The 16,711-nt window shown below is 56.4% G+C and carries 16 protein-coding genes; 10 read left to right on the top strand and 6 right to left on the bottom strand.

The genetic code is table 11. The features are described from left to right. The first annotated feature begins 93 nt into the window (after nt 1-93). The 8 genes from H9646_RS13435 (at nt 94) to H9646_RS13400 (ending at nt 7,667) form a co-directional block, all read left to right on the top strand. On the top strand, nt 94-3,024 hold the full coding sequence (locus H9646_RS13435; RefSeq protein WP_191723873.1) for a monovalent cation/H+ antiporter subunit A: 2,931 nt from the start codon (nt 94-96) through the stop codon (nt 3,022-3,024). Next, nucleotides 3,024-3,389 carry a Na+/H+ antiporter subunit C gene (locus H9646_RS13430; protein ID WP_191723872.1) on the top strand — a complete coding sequence of 122 codons (366 nt, stop codon included), beginning with the start codon at nt 3,024-3,026 and terminating at the stop codon, nt 3,387-3,389. Before H9646_RS13435 ends, H9646_RS13430 begins: the two co-directional genes overlap by 1 nt. Beyond that, a complete protein-coding gene (locus H9646_RS13425) occupies nt 3,386-5,098 on the top strand; it encodes a monovalent cation/H+ antiporter subunit D (protein ID WP_191723871.1) in 1,713 nt (570 codons plus the stop codon). The genes H9646_RS13430 and H9646_RS13425 overlap by 4 nt, the downstream gene beginning before the upstream one ends. Next, nucleotides 5,095-5,586 carry a Na+/H+ antiporter subunit E gene (locus H9646_RS13420; protein WP_191723870.1) on the top strand — a complete coding sequence of 164 codons (492 nt, stop codon included), beginning with the start codon at nt 5,095-5,097 and terminating at the stop codon, nt 5,584-5,586. The genes H9646_RS13425 and H9646_RS13420 overlap by 4 nt, the downstream gene beginning before the upstream one ends. Continuing rightward, nucleotides 5,583-5,861 carry a K+/H+ antiporter subunit F gene (locus H9646_RS13415; RefSeq protein ID WP_191723869.1) on the top strand — a complete coding sequence of 93 codons (279 nt, stop codon included), beginning with the start codon at nt 5,583-5,585 and terminating at the stop codon, nt 5,859-5,861. Before H9646_RS13420 ends, H9646_RS13415 begins: the two co-directional genes overlap by 4 nt. Then, nucleotides 5,858-6,265, top strand: coding sequence for a monovalent cation/H(+) antiporter subunit G (gene mnhG, locus H9646_RS13410; protein WP_191723868.1), 408 nt, complete (start codon nt 5,858-5,860; stop codon nt 6,263-6,265). The genes H9646_RS13415 and mnhG overlap by 4 nt, the downstream gene beginning before the upstream one ends. 53 nt (nt 6,266-6,318) lie before the next feature. After that, nucleotides 6,319-6,690: a fluoride efflux transporter CrcB gene (gene crcB / locus H9646_RS13405; protein ID WP_191723867.1), complete on the top strand. Its 372-nt coding sequence runs from the start codon at nt 6,319-6,321 to the stop codon at nt 6,688-6,690. Between the two features lie 92 nt (nt 6,691-6,782). Next, complete coding sequence (locus tag H9646_RS13400) at nt 6,783-7,667, top strand: LOG family protein (protein WP_191723866.1); 885 nt, start codon at nt 6,783-6,785, stop codon at nt 7,665-7,667. Nucleotides 7,668-7,750: 83 nt separating this feature from the next. Here H9646_RS13400 and H9646_RS13395 read toward each other — a convergent pair whose 3' ends face one another. The 6 genes from H9646_RS13395 to H9646_RS13370 all read right to left on the bottom strand — a co-directional run bounded on the left by H9646_RS13395 (nt 7,751) and on the right by H9646_RS13370 (nt 14,708). Then, the gene (locus H9646_RS13395; RefSeq protein ID WP_191723865.1) at nt 7,751-8,959 is read right to left on the bottom strand and encodes an MFS transporter; all 1,209 of its coding nucleotides are present in this window, start codon (nt 8,957-8,959) and stop codon (nt 7,751-7,753) included. A gap of 4 nt (nt 8,960-8,963) precedes the next feature. Continuing rightward, the gene (locus H9646_RS13390) at nt 8,964-10,361 is read right to left on the bottom strand and encodes a DNA recombination protein RmuC (protein ID WP_191724065.1); all 1,398 of its coding nucleotides are present in this window, start codon (nt 10,359-10,361) and stop codon (nt 8,964-8,966) included. Between the two features lie 120 nt (nt 10,362-10,481). Then, nucleotides 10,482-11,489 (bottom strand): 2-hydroxyacid dehydrogenase, encoded by a 1,008-nt coding sequence (locus H9646_RS13385; RefSeq protein ID WP_191723864.1) that lies wholly within the window; start codon nt 11,487-11,489, stop codon nt 10,482-10,484. Nucleotides 11,490-11,494: 5 nt separating this feature from the next. Then, nucleotides 11,495-12,907, bottom strand: coding sequence for a sodium:proton antiporter (locus H9646_RS13380; RefSeq protein WP_191723863.1), 1,413 nt, complete (start codon nt 12,905-12,907; stop codon nt 11,495-11,497). Next, nucleotides 12,904-14,118 carry a nicotinate phosphoribosyltransferase gene (gene pncB / locus H9646_RS13375; RefSeq protein ID WP_191724064.1) on the bottom strand — a complete coding sequence of 405 codons (1,215 nt, stop codon included), beginning with the start codon at nt 14,116-14,118 and terminating at the stop codon, nt 12,904-12,906. The genes H9646_RS13380 and pncB overlap by 4 nt, the downstream gene beginning before the upstream one ends. A 110-nt stretch (nt 14,119-14,228) precedes the next feature. Then, a complete protein-coding gene (locus H9646_RS13370; RefSeq protein ID WP_191723862.1) occupies nt 14,229-14,708 on the bottom strand; it encodes an acyl-CoA thioesterase in 480 nt (159 codons plus the stop codon). A gap of 277 nt (nt 14,709-14,985) precedes the next feature. Between H9646_RS13370 and H9646_RS13365 the strand changes: the two genes are divergently transcribed. Further along, nucleotides 14,986-15,534: a phasin family protein gene (locus H9646_RS13365; protein ID WP_191723861.1), complete on the top strand. Its 549-nt coding sequence runs from the start codon at nt 14,986-14,988 to the stop codon at nt 15,532-15,534. Nucleotides 15,535-15,785: 251 nt separating this feature from the next. Further along, nucleotides 15,786-16,544: a 3-hydroxyacyl-CoA dehydrogenase gene (locus H9646_RS13360; protein ID WP_191723860.1), complete on the top strand. Its 759-nt coding sequence runs from the start codon at nt 15,786-15,788 to the stop codon at nt 16,542-16,544. Nucleotides 16,545-16,711: the final 167 nt, after the last annotated feature.

The raw sequence follows: 16,711 nt of genomic DNA, 5'->3' as shown, positions 1-16,711 counted from the left end.
GGCTTTTTTTATCGCTGCGTTACATAGAAAACCCTTTGTAGCTTAAGTTTTCATAGCACTCGAAGAGACCACTGCCCCATAGAATAAAAATTCATGCCTCTGATCTCGCTCATTCTTCTCCCCTTTATCGGCAGCCTTCTAGCCGCCGTTTTGCCTGCGAACGCACGGAATACCGAATCCACGCTTGCGGGAATCATTGCTCTTGCCTGCGTCATACAGGCCGCCCTGTTTTTCCCAGAAATAGCAGACGGAGGCGTGATACGCCAAGAATTGGTCTGGTTGCCTGCGCTTGGGCTGAATTTTGTCGTCCGCATGGATGGTTTTGCATGGATGTTCAGCATGCTGGTGCTTGGCATTGGCTCTTTAGTGGTGCTTTATGCGCGCTACTACATGTCACCAGCAGATCCTGTGCCACGGTTTTTTTCGTTCCTTCTGGCATTTATGGGGGCGATGTCTGGCGTTGTTCTTTCCGGCAACATCATTCAAATGGTGTTCTTTTGGGAGCTAACCAGCCTCTTTTCGTTCTTACTGATTGGCTATTGGCACCATCGCCAAGATGCACGCCGCGGCGCACGCATGGCTTTGACCGTGACGGGTACAGGTGGGCTGTGCATGTTCGCGGGCATGTTGATCCTGGGTCATATCGTTGGAAGCTATGACTTAGAGAACGTTTTGGCAGCAGGTGAACAAGTCCGGGCACACGACCTGTACACCCCCATGCTGGTTCTGATCTTATTAGGCGCCCTGACCAAAAGCGCTCAGTTTCCTTTTCATTTTTGGCTGCCCCATGCCATGGCAGCGCCCACACCCGTATCTGCTTACCTGCACTCAGCCACAATGGTAAAGGCGGGGGTCTTTCTGATGGCCCGTCTATGGCCAGTGCTGTCCGGAACGGATGAGTGGTTTTGGCTCGTCGGCGGCGCCGGAGCCATTACCTTGCTGCTGGGTGGATTTTTTGCCATGTTTCAGCGAGATCTCAAGGGATTGCTGGCCTATTCCACGATTTCTCACTTGGGCTTAATTACTTTGCTGCTGGGGCTCAATAGTCCTTTGGCGGCAGTGGCAGCGGTGTTTCACATCATGAACCACGCCACGTTCAAAGCCTCGCTGTTTATGGCGGCTGGCATTGTCGACCATGAAAGCGGCACCCGCGACATGGACCGGCTGTCCGGGCTGCGCAAGATGATGCCTGTCACAGCGACCTTAGCCTGTGTTGCCAGCGCAGCCATGGCAGGCGTTCCATTGCTTAACGGATTCCTGTCAAAGGAAATGTTCTTTGCAGAAACCGTTTTTGTCGATGCAGATCACTGGGTCAGCATCGCACTGCCACTGGCGGCGACTATTGCGGGCATGTTCAGTGTGGCGTACTCGCTGTGCTTTACCGCTGATGTTTACTTTGGCCCCAAAGCCACTGATTTGCCACGCAAGCCCCATGAACCGCCCCATTGGATGCGTGTTCCGGTTGAGCTGCTGGTGCTGATCTGTTTGCTCGTCGGCATCTTCCCGGCCTGGGCTGTTGGTGATTTCCTCAACGCTGCGGCACTGCCTGTGGTGGGCGGCAACCTGCCTCACTTCAGCCTGGCCGTGTGGCACGGCATCAATACGCCATTGATCATGAGTGTGGTGGCCTTGATTGGCGGCATTGTGCTGTACACCGCATTGCATTGGTTACGCAAGCAAGGCGTACTCAAAGACGGCGTACCACTTTTATTCAATCTCGACGGCAAGCGCATCTTTGAAAATGTGATGGCTCGCCTGACGCTGCTTGCACGAGATACCCGGCGCTTGCTCAATACACAGCATCTGCAATGGCAAATGCTGTGGCTGGTGTTGGTCGCGTTGGGCGCTGGTGTGCTGCCGTTGTGGATACGTGGGCTAGAACTCGGCAACCGCGCTAACTTGCCTTTATCACCGGCCTTCATCTTGCTGTGGACGGTGGGGAGCCTATGCGCCCTGGCAGCGGCATGGAAAGCCAAATACCACCGGATGGCTGCGCTGATCATGCTCGGCGGTGCTGGCCTGTGCACCTGCATCACATTCCTGTGGTTTTCTGCACCCGATCTGGCCCTGACGCAATTGGTCGTTGAAGTTGTCACCACCGTACTCATCTTGCTGGGTTTGCGGTGGCTCCCCAAACGCGACAAAAACTTGCGCATCCCTGTGTTGTCCACCGAGTTAACGGCGCGCGCCCGCCGCATGCGCGACTTGCTGATTGCCTTGGCTGCAGGCGGCGGTGTGGGCTGGCTGGCTTTTGCCATGATGAGCCGCCCTTTCCCGGAGAGCACATCGACCTTTTTCCTGGAACGCGCACTGATTGAAGGTGGCGGCACCAACGTTGTCAACGTGATGCTGGTGGACTTCCGAGGCTTTGATACCTTTGGTGAAATTGTTGTGCTGGGTGTTGTGGCCCTGACGGTTTATGCATTGCTGCGCCGTTTCCGGCCTGCACGCGAAACCATGGACATTCCAGAGCAGCAACGCTATGTGCCTGGTGACTTGCAAACCGATCTGATCAACCCGCGTCACGCTACCGATACTGCCGTAGGTTATTTGATGGTGCCTGCGGTGCTGGTGCGCTTGCTGCTGCCCTTTGCCACGCTGGTTTCGGTCTATCTCTTCATGCGCGGGCACAACGAGCCCGGTGGTGGCTTTGTGGCGGGTCTGGTCTTTTCCGTTGCGCTACTGCTGCAGTACATCATTTCGGGAACGCACTGGGTCGAAGCACACATGCCGCTGTTCCCTCGCCGCTGGATTGGCTTTGGTCTGTTGTTCGCCATCTTGACTGGCCTTGGATCGCTCGTCGCGGGCTATCCATTCATGACAAGCCACACCTTCCACTTCAGCTTGCCTTGGCTGGGTCAGATTCACCTGGCCAGTGCTACGTTCTTTGATATAGGAGTCTTTACTTTGGTTGTGGGTTCTACCCTGCTGATTTTGACGGCCATCGCTCACCAGACGGTGCGCGGCCATCGCTACCACGCACGTATGCAAGAAGAGCAAAACGCTCGCGAAGGGGATCGTTAATGGAAACCGTTCTAGCGATTGCCATCGGTGTACTGGCCGGCTCAGGAGTCTGGCTGCTGCTGCGCCCTCGTACCTTCCAAGTAATTGTGGGCCTTTCTTTGCTGTCGTATGCAGTGAATCTGTTCATTTTCAGCATGGGCCGTCAAGGCCTTGCCATCGACAAAGAACCCGTGCTGCGACCCGGTATCCCAGAGACATTGGCACACTACGCCGACCCTATGCCCCAAGCCTTAGTACTCACCGCGATCGTGATTGGTTTCGCGATGACTGCACTTTTCTTGGTGGTCCTGCTCGCTTCTCGCGGCATGTCCGGCACCGACCATGTGGATGGCGTGAAATCTCGTGACATGCAGGAGATGCCATGAGCTTGGTTCTCGAATGGCTGGCATCTTTGATGCCGCATCTCATGCTTGCCCCCATTGTGCTGCCCATGCTGGTGGCAGCCATCATGCTGCTACTCAAAGAAGAGCAGCAACAGGTCAAAATGGTGATGAACGTTGCAGCTACTGCGCTGGGCCTTCTGGTCTCGGTTGCGCTGCTGCTATGGACCGACCAAGCTGGCTCCAGCACCACCATGGGCGTGTATTTGTCTGGCAACTGGCAAGCTCCCTTCGGGATTGTGCTTGCCGTTGATCGACTGACCGCATTGATGCTGGTTCTTTCTTACAGCATTGCCTTGGCTGCCAGCCTTTTTTCCACTGCACGGTGGCACAAGGCGGGGGTGCACTTTCATCCCTTGTTCCAGTTGCAGCTCATGGGCCTGTCAGGCGCGTTTCTCACGGCTGATTTGTTCAATTTGTTTGTGTTCTTTGAAATCATGCTGGCAGCCTCTTATGGCCTGCTGCTGCATGGTTCTGGCCGCATGCGCGTGCAAGCTGGTTTGCATTACATCGCCATCAACTTGGCTGCGTCATCGCTGTTTTTGATTGGTGTGTCCATGTTGTACGGCCTGACCGGCACGTTGAACATGGCTGATTTGGCCCAGGCCATTCCCGAGGTCTCGGCCGCAGACCGCGGCTTGCTGCACGCCGCAGCCGGCATTCTGGCCACTGCCTTTTTGATCAAGGCTGCCGTCTGGCCGTTGAACTTCTGGCTCGTTCCCGCCTACAGCGCAGCAACTGCCCCCGTGGGTGCTTTGTTTGCCTTGATGACCAAGGTAGGGATCTACACAATTTTGCGTTTGTGGACGCTCATGTTCTCCAGCGAAGCTGGGGACTCCGCCCTCTTTGGTTCAACATGGCTCATTGTGGGCGGCATGGTCACCATGGTGTTTGGCGGCATTGGCACATTGGCAGCCACACGCCTGACCCATTTGGCCGGGTACGCGGCCATTCTGTCTTCAGGCACCTTGCTTGCGGCCATTGGCTTTGGGCAGAACATGTTGACCGCAGGTCTTTTGTATTACCTGCCCAGCTCGACGCTGGCGGTTGCCATCTTGTTCATGCTGGCTGACATCATGGACCGCTGGCGCAACGACGGCAATGTGGATATTGATGACGAGGAAGCCCCCTTCCTCAACTCTGAGCTGGTTCCCACTCAGAGTCTCAATCTGGACGAAAACGAGCAGGTCCTGATTGGGCGAGCCATCCCTGCATCGGCTGCGTTTTTGGGTCTGGCGTTCATCATGTGCACCCTGGTGGTCGCTGGCTTGCCACCGCTGTCCGGGTTCATTGGAAAATTTGCCATGCTCAGCAACCTCATCAACCCAGTCGGCCTTGGGCAGTCAGCGGGCTATCAGGCCGGGCACTGGGGCTGGGTGCTGATGGCGCTGATGATTGGCACCGGTCTGCTGGCACTGATTTCTCTGACTCGCGCAGGCGTTCGCCATTTCTGGGCGACCCATGAACGTGGCACCCCTGAGCTGCGCATCTCCGAGGGGCTGCCCATTGCCGCCCTGATGGCGCTGTGCATCGTGCTGACCGTCAAGGCGGACTACGTGATGCAATACACACAAAATGCGGCCAACACACTGCATTCGCCCGATATTTATATTCAAGCAGTGATGGAAACCCAGCCCATTGCGAACCCAGCACCTGCGGCACCCGCCACCGCAGCACCGGGAGCCAAGCCATGATGAAATTAATTTTTCCAGCGCCGCTGCTGTCTGTGGCTTTGTTTGTGCTGTGGCTGCTATTGAACCACTCGGTCAGTGCAGGCCACCTCGTACTGGGTGCATTGCTGGGGCTGCTCATTCCTGTACTGACACGAGGTCTTCGTCCTTTACCAGTACGTGTGCGCCACCCCTGGATTATTTTCAAGCTGGCTATCACCGTGGTGGCAGACACCTCTGTGTCCAACTTTCAGGTCGTGCGCTTTTTGCTCTTCCCATCGTTGCGCAAACACCCGGCCGCATTTGTGCACATTCCTTTGCAGTTGCAAGACCCCAATGGCCTTGCCGTGCTGGCCATGATCACCTGCATCACACCTGGTACCGCATGGGCCGAGATATCGCGCGACCGTTCTATGCTGCTGCTGCATGTTCTGGAAGTCGAGGATCCGCAAATCATCATTGACCATGTCAAAACCAAGTACGAGCGCCCACTGATGGAGATCTTCGAATGAGTCAATGGCTGATGTGGGCCTTGTCCGCTGCCCTGTTTCTGCTGGTTCTGGCCATGGCCTGTACGCTGACGCGCCTGCTCAAAGGCCCATCTGCCCAAGACCGGGTACTGGCTCTGGACTGCATGTACCTCAACGGCATGCTGGTCATGCTGGTGCTGGGCATCATGTACAGCTCTTCCATGTACTTTGAGGCGGCGCTGCTGATCTCCCTGTTCGGCTGCGTCAGCTCTACAGCCATGGCCAAATTTTTGCTGCGTGGCGAGGTGATTGAATGAACGAAGTTCAACTGCCCATGTGGGCCGAGATTCTGATTGCCATTTTTGTTCTGGGTGGCGCCACTATTGCCTTCCTTGGCTCGCTGGGTTTGATGCGCTTAAAAAGCTACTTTGAACGCGTGCATGCGCCTTCCATCATTGCCACCATGGGATGCTGGCTGATCATGTGGGCCACATTTGTATTTTTCAGTGCCACCGGCCAAGGTCTGGCGCTGCATGCACTGCTGATTGCCGTATTCATCGCCGTGACCGTGCCTATCACCACCATCTTTTTGATGCGCGCAGCACTGTTTCGCGCGCGCAGAGCTGGCCGTGATGTACCGCCCAGCGTCAGTCGTGTCGTGCCCAATCAGCCACAGGCAGAAGAAGCGTCTAGCGCAGAGTCTGAAACACCCAACAAATAAGCGGCCATCGCTGATCCGCACAATGGGCAGCGCCAGCTTTCATCTAAAAAACCATGCACCACGTCATCGCCATTTGCACAGGAGCCAGCCTTGGCGCCTTGGCGCGCTGGCAGCTGGGCCTGTGGCTGACCGCTCACGGGCATCTGGCCTGGGGCACCTTGGCCGCCAATGCCATCGGCGGCTACGGCATTGGCCTGGCCGTTGCCTGGCTGAATGCCTCACCCCAGCTTGATCCAATCTGGCGTCTGGCCATCATCACCGGTTTTTTGGGTGGGCTCACCACCTTCTCCAGCTTTTCGGCTGAAGTGGTTGGACTGCTTCAAGCACAGCGCTGGGGCATGGCCATGGCGTGGACAGCTGTCCACCTCTTTGCCTCTTTAAGTTTGACCATTGCCGGTATTTACACCGTGCATGCGCTGCGTTAACTCTATCGAGCTTCTCGAACTTTTTGCACTGCAAGCGCTGCGCAATCTGCGAAGATTGCAGCTTGTCCCTGTGATAGTGCAATTGGAGATTTATGGACACGAAAACATCCCTGCACGAGCGTTCGCTGGAAGAAGACTTAGCCCCGCTTGACGCTCCCGCAGCCGCCCGTGAATCTGTGGTGGCTGACCCTATGCTGCCCGACGCCTACCGACTGGCGTTTGCCGACCCCGAGTTCATGGCTCGGCGTGAGGCGCGTGGCATCCGTTTTCAGCTGGAGATGCTCAAACCCGATCTGGGCCAGCAGGCCCACGGCATTGAGCACACTGTGGTGGTCTACGGCAGCGCCCGTTTTGTTGATGCACAGACGGCGCAAGCACGTTTGGCGACAGCACAGGCCAATGGCGATGCCGCGCAAATTCGCGCTGCAGAGCGTGACGTTCGCAACGCTGACCGCTATGAAAATGCTCGCGCATTTGCGCGTCTGGTGGCCGAGCACAGCCAGCACCAGCCGCAAGATCAGCGCATCTACATTTGCACCGGCGGAGGCCCCGGCATCATGGAAGCGGCCAACCGTGGTGCTTTTGAAGCCGGTGCAGACAACGTGGGGCTGAACATTTTGCTGCCCCATGAGCAGCAAGGCAATCGCTATATCACGCCAGAGCTGAGCTTCAAATTTCACTACTTTGCGCTGCGCAAAATGCACTTCATGATGCGCGCCAAAGCCTTGGTTGCCTTCCCTGGTGGCTTTGGCACGATGGACGAGCTGTTTGAAGTGCTGACACTGGTACAGACCACCAAGGTCAAGCCCGTTCCCATCATCTTGTTTGACAGCCAGTTCTGGAAACAGGTATTTAACTTCGATCTGCTGGTGCAAGAAGGCATGATTTCCCCACAAGACTTGGCGCTGTTTCACTTTGTCGACACCCCGCAGGCGGCGTGGGACATCATCAAAGATTTCTACCAGTTAGCCGATTAAAGCGGCCCCATGAAAAAAGCAGCCTCAGGGCTGCTTTTTTTAATCTTCAGCGAGCACACGTACACCGCCTGACTTGCTGGCCGCTATTTGCCGGCACCCATGTGCGGCAATACGTTGTGCGCCTTCATGTCCTCTTTACCCAGAAGCCAAGGCAAACGTGAAGAGCCGCCCACCACGGCCCCGACCGCCCAGAACAGGGCCGAGACTCCGACCACCGTACCTATGGAGCCAAACAGCACAGGCATGATCACGCTGGAGCCGTTAATGGCCATCATGCGCAGGCCCAATGCTTCGCCTTGTCGATCGGGCGGTGTAATTTGGTGAATCATGCTCATCACCATCGGCTGCACCGAACCGAGCACCAGACCCAGCACGATCGAACACCCCATCATGGCCCAGGCGTTAGACATGAAGGGGTATAGCGTGAACAGCAGGCATGCGCCCAGCATGGCCCCCATGACGACCTTCCACTCACTGATGCGCTCCGACAGCAGCGGAATCAGCACACGAATGGCTGCCGCCGCAATCGCAAACGCACCCAGGATGGAGCCAATCACCGAGGCCGACAACCCACGCTCATGCCCCAGGATGGGCACCACAAAGGTGTGCACATCCCAGCACGAAGACAGCGCCCAGTTCATCAGCAGCAAGCGGCGAAAGCCCTGGTTTTGCAACATGTCCCACGCCGTGGTTTTCTTGCTCCCCTCGGGCTTGGGTGCAGGCTTTTCTTCTTGCAGCGTACGCACCCACAGCCATGCACTCAATGGCAGCAGCGCCATCAGCAAGAATGCAGCCCTAAAACCGGTGTCGCTGGCCGCTTCACCACCTGCGTAGTCAATCAGCAAACCAGCTAAAAATGGCCCCAGAAAGTTGGAGACCGCTGGGCCAATCGCCAGCCAGCTAAATACTTTGCGCAGCGTGACCGTGTCATGCGCTGCACGCCCTACATGCCGCTGCAACGCAATGATGGCAGCGCCCGATGCGCCACCACTGAGCAGCGCCGCCAGACACAGCACGGGATAGATGGGAAAGAACACCGCAGCACCCGCGCCCACACTGGCAGTCACCACGCTGATAGCCAAAGGGCGCTTCAAACCATGTCGGTCTGCATAACGGCCTGCAGGCAGCGAAAGAAACACCTGTGTCAGCGCAAACAGCGCCAGCAGCACGCCCACGGCAGCAGGGCTATAGCCTTCGCGCAGCGCCAGCAAGGGGGTGGCCATGCGCATGCCCGTCATACAGGCGTGGATAGAAATTTGCGCCAGTATCAGGCGCATTAACGACCAGGTCACAGATTCATTCGTCCTCAGGGTCAGCGGCCGCCAAAGGCGCAGCCCATGCACTTTCTGGGTTCAGCGGCTGCATCAGCTCTGCCGTGCTTGCGGCACTGGGCAGCTCTTGCACCGTGCGCAAACGGCGTTGAATGGCGCGTGTGCGCACATCTACTTGTTCAAAACGCTTGGCCGCCGCATCGATCGATTTGCGCGTGGCTTCCACCACTTCGCCAAACTTGGCAAACTCGGTTTTCACCTGCCCCAGCACGCCCCACACTTCCGATGAGCGCTTTTCAATCGCCAGCGTTTTGAAACCCATCTGCAGGCTGTTGAGCATGGCCGCCAGATTGGCTGGGCCGGTGATGACCACGCGGGATGCATTTTGCACTGCCTCCACCAACCCTGGCCGGCGCATGACTTCCGCAAACAAGCCCTCTGAGGGCAGGTACATGACGGCAAAGTCGGTGGTAAATGGCGGCTCTACGTATTTGGAAGCAATCTTTTTCGCCTCATTGCGGATGGAACTTTCCAGGGCATTGCCTGCTGAAATAACACCCGCCTTGTCCACGGCATCCAGCGCATCTTGCAGCCGCTGGTAATGCTCCACCGGGTACTTGGCATCAATGGGCAGCCACACTGGATGCTCGTCATCGCGGCCCGGCAGGCGTATGGCAAATTCGACCAGCTCATCGCTGCCCGGCACGGTTTTGACGTTGCGTGCGTACTGCTCGGGCGTGAGCACGTTGTCGATGATGGCACCCAGTTGCACCTCGCCCCAGGTGCCACGCGTTTTCACATTCGTCATCACGCGCTTCAAATCGCCCACGCTGCTGGCCAGTGACTGCATTTCACCCAGGCCCTTGTGCACCTGCTCCAGGCGGTCACTCACCAGCTTGAAGGATTCGCCCAAGCGCTGCTCCAGCGTGGCATGCAGTTTTTCATCAACCGTGCGGCGCATCTCTTCAAGCTTGGCCGCGTTGTCGGCCTGGATGGTGGCCAGCCGCTCATTGAGCGTGCCACGCAGCTGTTCGGCCGTTTGGTGGCTGTCCTGATTGAGTCTTTGCAGTTGCTGCGCCAGCGCTTGCTGCAAGGTGTTGAAGTGTTGCTGCAGCTCTTGCCGGCTGTCGCGTGCCTCCTGCAATTGTCGTGACATGTGTGCATCAACCAGTTGGCGCAAGCTGTCGGCGGCCGTGGTCTGGTTGTGGCCCAAGGTATGGACCAGGCCCTGCACTTGCTGGCCCATGCCAGCCAGCGCGCCGTCGCTTTTAGACACCGCCATTTGCGTCAGCTGCTGGGCCTGCTCCAGGTGCTCCAACCGCTCCAGTAAATCCAGATCCACCGGCGCAGGCCGTGGAAGGAGCCAATGCACAAGTTGCAGGACCACGATCAGTATCAGCAGGGCCAGCAGTAGCCAGGGCATCCAATCCACACAAACTCCTTAAAAATATAGCTATCAACGCAAGCCAGCTCTAGTTTTCAGATAGTTTTATATCTAAGAACACCACTACACAAGCGCTAACAGCTATCTTTTTACTTATCTTTATTCACTATTCCAGCGCAAAGACTTCGCTGTGGCATCGGGCGTATTCACCGGTGTAAGTGGTAGCTCACCACCTAGCACCGCGACCAAATTGTCTGCCGCCAGCTTGCCCATGGCACGGCGTGTGGCCACCGTGGCACTGGCAATGTGTGGAGTGAGCACTACGTTAGGCACGGTGAGCAAATCTGGATGTACCTTGGGCTCGCCCTCAAACACATCCAAGCCAGCAGCGGCAATGCGCTGTGCTTTCAGGGCTTGCGCCAGCGCTGCGTCATCCACAATGCCGCCACGCGCAATATTGATCAGCGTGGCGGTAGGCTTCATCTGCGCCAGTTCGGCCGCGCCAATGGTGTGGTGACTCTCGGGCGTGTACGGCAGCACCAGCACCACGTGGTCAGCGGTTTGCAGCAGTTCGTCCTTGCTCACATAGCGGGCCTTGCATTCAGCTTCCAGCGCAGGGCTGAGGTGAGAGCGGTTGTGATAAATCACGTTCATGCCAAACCCGTAAGCACCGCGCTTGGCAATGCCCTGGCCAATGCGCCCCATGCCAATGATGCCCAGCGTGCTGCCGTGCACCTCAGCACCTGCAAACATGTCGTAGCTCCACTTGCTCCACTTGCCCGCGCGCAGGTAGTGCTCGCTTTCGGTGATGCGCCGGGCCGTGGCCATCAGCAGGGCAAAGCCAAAGTCCGCAGTGGTTTCTGTCAGTACATCCGGGGCGTTGGTGCCTTGCACACCAGCTTGCTCCATGGCATCGACATCAAAATTGTTATAGCCCACTGCCATGTTGGCCACCACTTTGAGCTGCGGGCAGGCGGCCAGCACCTGTGCACTGATGCGTTCGGAGGACGTTGTCAGCACCCCATCCATTCCCTGCAACTGCTGCGCCAGCTGCTCGGGCGACCAGACAGTATCTGCATCGTTGGTGTGCACTTCAAAGTGCTGCTTCAAAAAGGCCACCACGTCAGGATGGATGGCACGGGCAATCAAGATACGGCGCTTTGTCATTGGGCTTAGAACCAGATAAATGTCATTACGATAAACAGCGGCACCAGAATGCCGACCGACCACAGCATGTAGCCAAAGAAACTGGGCATGCGCACGCCTCGGTCCTCGGCAATGGCTTTCACCATCAGATTGGGTGCGTTACCGATATAGGAGTTGGCGCCCATGAACACAGCACCCGCGGAGATGGCAACCAGCGTGGGAGCCAAAGCCGTCATCAGCAAGGCCGGATCACCACCTGCAGTATTGAAGAACACCAGGTAAGTGGGTGCGTTATCCAAAAATGAAGACAGCACCCCCGTGGCCCAGAAGTACATGGCCACATTGGGCGTTCCATCCGGGTTGGTGACCGCTCGCACAATAGCCGCAAAGGGGCCATCGACCCCCGCCTTGAGCATGGCAATCACAGGAATGATGGTCAGGAATATGCCGGCAAACAGCTTTGCAACCTCCTGCATAGGGCCCCAGCCAAACTGGTTGTTCGCGTGCACCGCCTTGGGAGTGAGCGCCAGCGACAGCAATGCCACCGCAATCAGGCCCACATCACGAACCATGCCTGGCAGGCCCACATCAGTGCCAGCAATATTGAATGCCACGCCGGACTTCCACATGCCACTGAGCAGCACCAGCCCCACCACGACACCCAGCAGGACAAAGTTGATCTTGCCGTCAAAACCCAGCGACTCGCGCGCGTCATGGCCTGGCTGTGCAGACAGCTGATTGGTGTCGTTCTTGCACAGCCAGCTGTCCAGCACAAAAAAGATGGCCAGCAGCGCACTCACCAAAAACAAGGCCTGAGGCCAGATGTGCAGCAACGTCCAGCTGAAATCCACGCCCTTCAAGAAGCCCAGAAACAGCGGAGGATCCCCCAGCGGCGTCAGCGAGCCACCAGCGTTGGAGACAATGAATATAAAAAACACCACCACATGCACCACGCGCGAGCGGTGTGCGTTGGCGCGAATCAAAGGCCGGATCAGCAGCATGGACGCACCTGTGGTGCCCATGAAACTAGCCAGTACCGCACCAAGGGCCAAGATTGCAGTGTTAAGCCCAGGCGTGCCCGTCAAACTGCCGCGAATGTAAATACCACCGGCCACGACATACAAGGCGGTGAGCAAGATCACAAAAGGCAAATACTCCGCCAGCAGCGCATGCACAAAATTAGCGGTGGCAGCCCCCATGCCATATATCAGCACCAAGGGAATCAGAAATGCCAGCGACCAGGCTGCCGTTACCTTGCCAAAATGGTGGTGCCAAAAGTCAGGCGCCAGCAAAGGCATCAGGGCAATCGACAGCAGCAAGCCCGCAAAAGGTACTGCCCACCAAAGCCCCAGGCCTGCACCGTCGAGCTCAGCAGCCTGGGCCCATGCTGGCAACCCCGCCATCAGGCCAGCCACAGCAGCAGATCGCACATAGTTCATTCGTTGGTCTCCTCGGGAATCTCGAACACCTGGCGCAGGTAGGCCAGGTACTTTTTATCTTCACACATGCTCTTGCCCGGGGTGTCTGACAATTTGGCCACCGGCTGGTCATTGCACCGCGTCATTTTGATCACAACCTGCAAGGCTTCATAACCCAGGTCATTGGTCAGATTGGTGCCAATGCCAAAGGCCAGCTGGCAGCGGCCATGAAAGCGCTGGTACAGCTCAATCGTGCGCGGAATGGTCAGCGCATCGCTGAAAATCAGCGTCTTGTTGAGCGGGTCCACACGGTTGGTACGGTAATGCTCCAGCAGACGCTCACCCCACACAAAAGGGTCTCCACTGTCGTGGCGCGCACCATCAAACAACTTGCAGAAATACAGGTCAAAGTCGCGCAAAAAAGCACTCATGCCGTACACATCTGACAAGGCAATGCCCAAGTCGCCACGGTACTCTTTGGCCCAAGACTCAAACCCGAACACCTGGCTGTCACGCAAACGCGGGCCCAATGCCTGGCAGGCTTGCAAAAACTCATGGGCCATGGTGCCCAAAGGGGTGATGCCCAGTCGCATGGCATACAGCACATTGCTGGTGCCTGCAAACTGCCCGGGGCCGTGGCCTGGTGCGGGGCGCTGAGGGCCTGTGCCCAGCTTGCCGCACAGAACGCGCAGCACTTCTTCATGCCAGGCACGGCTAAAACGGCGACGCGTGCCGTAGTCCGCAATCTTCAAGCCCTCCAGCGTATCGCCACGCAGCAGCTTGATTTTTTCATCCAAACGGCGGCGCCCCTCCAGGAAGTCAGGTACAGGCTGGGTATTGCGAAAATAGACCTCATTGACAATGGCCAGCACCGGAATCTCAAACGGAATCACGTGCAGCCATGGGCCTTTGATGGTGATATCGATCTCGCCGTTTTCAAGCGCCTTGATCGTGATGTACTTTTCATTGAGCTTGAAAAGGCTCAGAAAATCCACAAAGTCACTCTTGATAAAACGCAGTGAGCGCAAATACGCCAGCTCTGCATCCTGAAAGTGCAATTGACACAGCGCGCGTATTTCATCGCGAATCTCTTGCACATAAGGTGCCAACTGCACACCGGGGTTGCGGCATTTGAATTTGTATTCAACCTGTGCCCCGGGAAACTGGTGCAGTACCGCCTGCATCATGGTGAACTTATACAGGTCGGTATCAAGCAAGCTGGTAATAATCATGGCATGCGGGCCGGATGCGAAAGCCACAGTGTAGGCCATACACCGAAGGCTTTGGTGCAAGCCTTATGCATTCAAACTAGCCAATTTCCTTGATGTGCAAGCACCAGGCGCTATGAAGTTTCACCCTCGGCAATAGGCAGCACCAGCGGCTGCAGTGCGGCCCGTAAAACTGCTGACAATTGGCAGGGGCGGCGCGTCGTCTTATCTACATAGACATGGACAAAATGCCCCACCGCCGCACTCATTGCCTCGCCTTGTGCAAACAGGCCTATCTCATAGCGCACACTGCTGTGCCCTAGTTTGGCAACCCTGATCCCCGCCTGCACAATTTGCGGAAAAGCAAGGGGGGCAAAGTAGTTGCACTGGGTTTCAATCACCAGGCCAATTGTCTGCCCCTGGTGAATATCCAGGGCACCCTGCTCTATCAGATAGGCATTCACAGCGGTATCAAACCAGCTGTAATACACGACGTTATTCACATGACCATAGACATCGTTGTCGGCCCAGCGCGTGGGAATGTCACGAAAAACGCAAAATACACTGCGCGGCTGTGCCTCGGGACGTGCAGCAAAAGAATGAGCTTGAGTCATCGCCGCATTTTGGCTGCGCACTGTTGATTGCGCATGCATACAGGTGACAGGCTCGCTACGTCTTAAGCAGCACCCTTGCCGCACATCGCTACCGTCTGCACCCGCCTTTTGTCTGATTCAACGCAAAGAATGCTGCAGTGCACAAAAAATTACTTGCACCAAATTGAAGCTTGCGGAAGAATACATCCATGCTGCGCTGCAACATGGTTTTTTGGATTCACAAGTGCAGCTGCCGTTAACACCCCTGTCAGCTTTTTTTATTGATGGAGAACTCACCATGGCACTCACACCTGAACAACTCACCGCAGCCCACAAAGCCAACCTCGAAACCCTGTTTGGTCTGACCACCAAGGCTTTTGAAGGCGTTGAAAAGATTGTGGAACTGAACGTTGCAGCTTCGCGCGCCGCATTGGCAGAAGCCGCCACCCACAGCCAGGCCCTGCTGAACGTGAAAGACGCGCAAGAGCTGCTGGCACTGCAAACCAGCTTTTTCCAGCCCCTCGCTGAAAAGACTGCTGCATACAACCGCCACCTCTACAACATCGCCACCAGCACCAGCACCGAAGTGAGCAAAGCACTCGAAGCCAAGGCTGGCGAATTGCAGCAAGGTTTCAACAACTTGGTGGAATCGACCACCAAGAACGCTCCTGCTGGCTCCGAAACAGCTGTGGCCGTGATGAAGAGCGCCGTTTCTGCAGCCAACAACGCTTTTGAAGGCGTTCAAAAAGCCGTCAAGCAAGCATCTGATCTGGCCGAAGCCAATCTGAAGGCTGTGACAGCCACTGCAACAAACGCAGCCCAGGCCCCTGCAAGCCGTAAATCCTGATTTTTTTCAGCTTTTTAAAGCTGCGATCTAGACAAGGTCTAGGGTTTACCCTAGAATACGCACATCGACCAGTTCACCTGGTTACCAGTTGTCTCCTTGGATCCTCTCGAAACCCCCGTTTCTTGGATCCATTTAAGCCCGGCTTTATCGCCGGGTTTTTTTTCGTCTGCATGCAGCGCAAGTGACTGGTATTTAGAAGCAGCACCTTTCATAATTGACGTTTACGTTAACGAAAAACAAGGAGCACAAGCATGGACATTCAAGGCAAGGTTTTCATTGTCACGGGGGGAGCATCTGGCTTGGGCGAAGGCACAGCACGCATGCTGGCTGCCAACGGCGCCAAAGTAGTGATTGCCGATATGCAGGCAGACAAAGGCCAGGCCGTAGCCCAAGATATTGGCGGCGTTTTTGTGCCATGCGATGTCAGCAGCGAGGCCGACGGGCAGGCCGTGGTGCAGCAGGCCACAGCAATAGGCAAGCTCATGGGATTGGTCAATTGTGCAGGCATTGCGCCTGCAGAAAAAACCGTTGGCAAAAATGGCGCCCACAGCCTGGCTGTCTACCAAAAAGTCATTCAAGTGAACCTGATTGGCAGCTTCAACATGATTCGCCTGGCTGCACAAGCCATGAGCAAAAATGAGGCTGAAGCCACGGGAGAGCGTGGCGTACTCATCTCCACAGCCAGCGTGGCTGCTTACGACGGCCAAATGGGTCAAGCGGCCTATGCTGCATCCAAAGGCGGCGTGGTTGGCATGACCCTTCCGATTGCCCGCGACTTAGCACGCAACGGCATTCGCAACATGACCATTGCGCCCGGTATCTTTGGCACCCCGATGCTGTTTGGCATGCCTCAAGAAGTGCAAGATACATTGGCCGCAGGTGTGCCCTTCCCCAGCCGTTTAGGAACCCCGCAAGACTATGCCAAGCTGGTCAAGCACATTATTGAAAATGACATGCTCAACGGTGAAGTGATTCGCCTGGATGGTGCTATTCGCCTTGCTCCGAAATAATCCAGTGACCACCCAAGAGCTTCGAACTGAACATTTTTTCGAAGTTTAAAAAACAAAAAGCCGCATTAATGAAAATTAATGCGGTTTTTAAAAACTGGCGGAGTGGACGGGACTCGAACCCGCGACCCCCGGCGTGACAGGCCGGTATTCTAACCAACTGAACTACC

Source organism: Comamonas avium (assembly GCF_014836675.1).
In the GTDB taxonomy this organism is placed as follows: domain Bacteria; phylum Pseudomonadota; class Gammaproteobacteria; order Burkholderiales; family Burkholderiaceae_C; genus Comamonas; species Comamonas avium.
The sequence above is the reverse complement of the archived record's forward strand: the minus strand, read 5'-3'. Positions and strand labels throughout refer to the sequence as shown.